The sequence below is a fragment of the Bacillus sp. SIMBA_074 genome (assembly GCF_046534555.1).
In the GTDB taxonomy this organism is placed as follows: Bacteria; Bacillota; Bacilli; order Bacillales; family Bacillaceae_G; genus Bacillus_A; species Bacillus_A mycoides.
Genome location: NZ_JAWRYM010000243.1, coordinates 1 through 328, shown reverse-complemented (window position 1 = coordinate 328; position 328 = coordinate 1). Strand labels below are relative to the sequence as shown.

1 pseudogene is annotated in these 328 nt (G+C 52.7%); it reads right to left on the bottom strand.

Going from position 1 to position 328, the window contains the following annotated elements:
• Positions 1-328 (bottom strand): annotated as a pseudogene (locus tag SB773_RS30685) (deaminase); the annotation flags it as partial.

The following is a 328-nucleotide window of genomic DNA, read 5'->3' as shown; positions in this document are numbered from 1 at the left end:
ATTCCTCAATATCCTCGTCCACGGTTGCAGGGTCTACGCCACCTACATGTGTAGCACCTTGGCGCAGTGCTTCCCGTACCAGCTCCTTTGCTTTGGTTCGTAGCAAGCCATGCTGTGGAAACGCAACGATTTCGTGAGTCAGGCGACCTTCAAAGGTAGCGAGAGCCTCTTTGACCCCATGCAGATTGGAGATGGCGACTTCGGGATAAATATCTACATGCGTCCGAACATGTGTGGAACCGTAAGAGAGCAAGAGGGCGAGGAAATTTTCAGCGCGCTCCTTTGTTGATGTCGCCAGCCCTGGCAGGATGCGCTTTTCGATTTCACA